The sequence below is a fragment of the Stenotrophomonas maltophilia genome (assembly GCF_004920835.1).
Taxonomy (GTDB): domain Bacteria; phylum Pseudomonadota; class Gammaproteobacteria; order Xanthomonadales; family Xanthomonadaceae; genus Stenotrophomonas; species Stenotrophomonas maltophilia_AQ.
Genome location: NZ_QFHO01000058.1, coordinates 1 through 4484, shown reverse-complemented (window position 1 = coordinate 4484; position 4484 = coordinate 1). Strand labels below are relative to the sequence as shown.

Genomic DNA, 4484 nt, shown 5'->3' with positions numbered 1-4484 from the left:
CGCCCGCCCCCTGCTCGGCCTCGCCGTTGCCGTGGCCCTGGCTGGTTGTGCCGCCACCGCCGCCAAGCCGACCGCCGTCGAAGCCAACATCACCACCAAGGCGGTGGGCTATCTGGACAAGAGTGCGGTTCCGGCCAGCCTCGACCTGGTGCCGGCACCGCCGGTGGCCGGTTCGGCCGCCCTCGCGCTGGACGAACAGGTCAGCCGTGAAGCCCGCGCGCTGCGTGGCAGCCCGCGCTTCGCCCAGGCCGGCGTCGATGCCGAACTCGGCTTCCCCGAAGGCGCCAACCACTTCTCCTGCGCCGCCGACATCGACGTCGATGCAGTGAAGACCCCGGCGCTGTACCGCCTGCTCGAGCGCAGCCGGATCGACGCCAGCGCCGCCACCAAGGCGGCCAAGAACCACTACCAGCGCCCGCGCCCGTTCATGGTCAACGGTGAGCCGACCTGCTCGCCGAAGGACGAGGAAGGCCTGCGCAAGAACGGCTCCTACCCGTCCGGCCACACCTCGATCGGCTGGGCCTGGGCACTGATCCTGTCGGAGATCGCACCGGACCGCGCCGATGCCATCCAGGCGCGTGGCCGCAACTACGGCGAGAGCCGCCTGGTGTGCAACGTGCACTGGCAGAGCGACATCCTGGAAGGCCGTTTCATGGGCGCCGCCGCCGTGGCCCGCCTGCACGACAACGCCGCGTTCAACAAGGATCTGCTGGCCGCACGCAAGGAGATCGCTGCCGCGCGCAAGGCCGGCCTGCACTCCAGCCGCGACTGCGCTACCGAGAATGCGGTGCTGAAGGTGCGCCCGCAGAGCGCGCTGTAAGCGGCGATCCGGGGTCGGATCCCTTTCCGCAGGAAAGGGCTCTGACCCCATACAGCAGAAGGGCCGGCATTGCGCCGGCCCTTCTTCATTGCATCACGATCGACCGCATCAGAACTTCGCGGTGAACTCCACGCCCCAGGTACGCGGCTCGTTGAGGAAGCCGGTCAGGTTGTTGAAGTCGATCGCGCCGACCACACGGGTCTGGTTGGTCAGGTTGCGGCCGAACACCGCCACATCGTACTGGCCGTAATCCCAGTTGTAACCCAGGCGCAGGCCACCTTCCAGTGAACTACGGCCGCGGAACTCCGGCGACTCGTAGATGAAGAAGTTCACCGCGCTGCGGTAGGCCCAGTCGGTGTAGGCATACAGCTCGCTGCCATCGCTGAGCGGGAAGCCGACGCGCAGGGTCGCGTTGTGGATCCACTTCGGCGCCTGCGGCAGCGGGTTGCCGTTGACCAGCGCATAGGTGCCACCGTTGATGACGGTGGTCGGATCGTTGATGGTGCAGCCACCGCCGCAGATCGCCACCGCCAGATCCTTGTCCTTGATCTCGGTGTCGTTGTAGCTGCTGCCGAAGGTCAACAGGACGTTGTCAGCCAGGTAGGCTTCCAGGTCCAGCTCCACGCCCTGGCCGATGGTCTTGTCGGCGTTGAGCAGGGTGGCGGTGTTGTTGGTGCCGCCCACCGCGATCAGCTGCTGGCCATCGACGTTGTAGCGGAACACGCTCAAGCCCAGGCGCGCGCGACGCTCGAACAGGTCGGCCTTGATGCCGGCTTCGTACGAGATCACCTTCTCCGAATCGGCCTGAGACAGGCCCGGCGCGAAGGCCAGGCGGCCCTGGATCGACGGCGCACGGAAGCCCTTGGCCACGCGGGCGTAGGCATTCACGTTGTCGGTCAGCTTGTACACGCCGCTGACATCCCAGCTGACGTCGTTGACGTCGGTGTTGGCCAGATACGGGCCACTGACCGGGGTACCGAACGGCACGGCCTGCAGCACGCTGGCGCTGAAGTCCTTCTTGTCCTGCGTATAGCGCACGCCGGCACGCAGCTTGAAGCGGTCGGTGACATCGAAGTCACCCGAGGCGAACACCGCCCACGCCTTGTTGCGCTGGTTCTGCACCACGTGGCCGGTCTGCGGGTTGCCCGGAGTCAGCGAGTCGTAGTTGAAGTTGTTGATGGTCACGTCTTCATCGAAGTAGAAAACGCCGGCCTGCCAGTCGAAGCGACCCCATTCGTTGGATTCAACGCGGAATTCCTGGGTCCACTGGCGGTGGTGCGGCAGGCCGTCGGCCGACTCGGACGAGAACGGGATGAGGCCTGGGCCGGAGTTGCCCGCACCCAGGAACGCCGCGCCGTAGCCACCGTCGATGTCGCCGCGGTTGAGCGATTCGGCGGTCTCGTAGCCGGTGATCGAATGCAGGGTCACCGAGCCGAGGTTCCACTGCAGGCGCGCGCTGCCGCCCCAGGTTTTCAGGTCGGAGAAGTTGACGCCGTCGTTGGCGACCTTGTCGCGGTCGAAGTTCTCGACCAGTGAATTGCCGCCCTTTTCGATGATGTTGGCGCGGAACAGGCGAGCGGTGCCGTTGAGCTTGCGCTTGTGCAGGTTGAACAGTGCTTCGAAGTCGTCGCCTTCGTACAGGAACTGCACGCGGCCGGCAGCTTCGTCATAGCCTTCGAAGCCGCTGTTGGGCGCACCGGCACGGGTGTTGTCGACCCAGTCGTCACGGCGCTGGTAGATGGCCGACACGCGCGCCGACCAGCGATCGGTCAGCGGGCCGCCGTAGGCACCCTGCACGTTCCAGCTGTTGTAGCTGCCATAGCCCACGCGCACGTAGCCGTCGGCATCCTGCGACGGGCGCGCCGAATCGAACTTGACCACGCCGGCCGGGGTGTTGCGGCCGAACAGCGTGCCCTGCGGGCCGCGCAGCACTTCCACGTTGGCCAGGTCGAACAGCGGGAAGCCCTTCAGCAGCGGGCTTTCCTGCACCACGTCGTCGTACACCAGCGACACCGGCTGCGAAGCGTTGAGGTCGAAGTCGGTGTTGCCGAGGCCGCGGATGTAGAAGCGCGGGAAGGCACGGCCGTAGGAGGACTCGATGTTGAGGCTGGGCACGCGTGCGGCCAGGAAGCGGATGTCATCACCCGCCGAACCCAGCACATCGAGCTTCTCGCCCTGGATCGCGCTGATCGCAACCGGCACGTCCTTGGCGTTCTCGACACGGCGCTGCGCGGTCACCTGCAGGGCATCGAGGGCAACCGGATCCTTGGCGGCGGGGGTTTCCTGGGCGGCTGCTACCAGCGGCAGCAGGGCGGAAAGAGCAGCAACGAGGGGGCGCGCGACCGGAAGGCGGCCACGGGAAGTGCGGGTCGGAGACATGGCGGTAGGCTGTGTTTGGAGGGGTGGTAAAACGGCGCTACCAGATAATTGTTGCAATACAGCACCTGCCCCGCAAATGCCGGCCGTTCATGGCCGCGTCGCCCGGCGGCCGGGTCGCTCGCTAGACTCGGGGTTTTCCAACCCTGCGGAGCCACCGCGATGACCCAGTGGTACTTCCATGCCTCCGCCCAGGCCGAGCGTATCGGCCCGCTTGATGACGACGCCGCGCGCCGTTATGCGCAGGCCAACCCGCGCGCCCTGGCCTGGTGCCAGGGCATGAGCGGGTGGACCTCGATTGCCGAGGTGCCCGAACTGCAGTCCGCGGCCCCGGGCATGCCCAACACCCCACCGCCAGTTCCCGCCGCCGCCAGCGGCCGTGCCGACGACATCGAATTCCGCATCGTCGGCCATGAAATGCAGTTCGTCGAAATCGAGCTTGATCCCGGCGAGAGCGCCATTGCCGAAGCCGGCGCACTGATGTTCAAGGACGCAACGGTGCAGATGGACACGGTGTTCGGTGCCGCCACCGGCGACCAGGGCGGCGGTTTGATGGGCAAGGTGATGGCCGCCGGCAAGCGCGTGCTGACCGGCGAGAGCCTGTTCGCCACCGTCTACACCCAGGGCGGCCACGGCAAGGGCAAGGTCGCCTTCGCCGCGCCCTACCCCGGCACCGTGCTGGCAATGAAGCTGGACCAGCATGGCGGCCGCCTGATCTGCCAGAAGGACAGCTTCCTGGCCGGCGCGCGCGGTGTGCAGATCGGCGTGCAGTTCCAGCGCAAGATCATGACCGGCCTGTTCGGCGGCGAAGGTTTCATCATGCAGAAGCTGGAGGGCGACGGCTGGGTGTTCATCCACGCCGGTGGCTGCGTGGTCGAGCGCGAGCTGGCGGCCGGCGAGCGGCTGGATGTGGATACCGGCTGCGTGGTGGCCTACCACCCGACCGTGGACATGGACGTGCGCCGGGTGGCCGGCATCAAGAGCATGCTGTTCGGTGGCGAAGGCGTGTTCCTGGCCACGCTGACCGGTCCCGGCAAGGTCTGGCTGCAGTCGCTGCCGTTCTCGCGCCTGGCCGGCCGCATGTGGATGGCCGCACCGCAGGGCGGTGGCCAGAACCGCGGCGAGGGTTCGGTGCTGGGCGGCCTGGGCCGGATGCTGGACGGCGACAACCGGTTCTGACCACAGGATCTCGGTGGGTGCCGACCTTGGTCGGCACTGGAATCTGCGCGTGCCGACCAAGGTCGGCACCTACCGGCCCCCTTTCCTGAATGGGCGAGACTCCCCACCC

Annotated in this window: 3 protein-coding genes; 2 read left to right on the top strand and 1 reads right to left on the bottom strand. The window is 67.1% G+C overall.

From position 1 onward, the window contains the following. Positions 1 to 820: acid phosphatase (locus DI041_RS21035; RefSeq protein WP_136640155.1), on the top strand; the 820-nt coding region annotated here is incomplete at its 5' end. 108 nt (positions 821 to 928) lie between these two features. On the opposite strand, the gene DI041_RS21030 is transcribed toward DI041_RS21035, so the two are convergent. Then, entirely contained in the window at positions 929 to 3199 is a 2271-nt protein-coding gene (locus DI041_RS21030) for a TonB-dependent receptor (RefSeq protein WP_046985030.1), read from the bottom strand. A 159-nt stretch (positions 3200 to 3358) separates the two neighbouring features. Between DI041_RS21030 and DI041_RS21025 the strand changes: the two genes are divergently transcribed. Continuing rightward, the gene (locus DI041_RS21025) at positions 3359 to 4375 is read left to right on the top strand and encodes a TIGR00266 family protein (protein ID WP_136640085.1); all 1017 of its coding nucleotides are present in this window, start codon (positions 3359 to 3361) and stop codon (positions 4373 to 4375) included. The last annotated feature ends 109 nt before the right edge of the window (positions 4376 to 4484 follow it).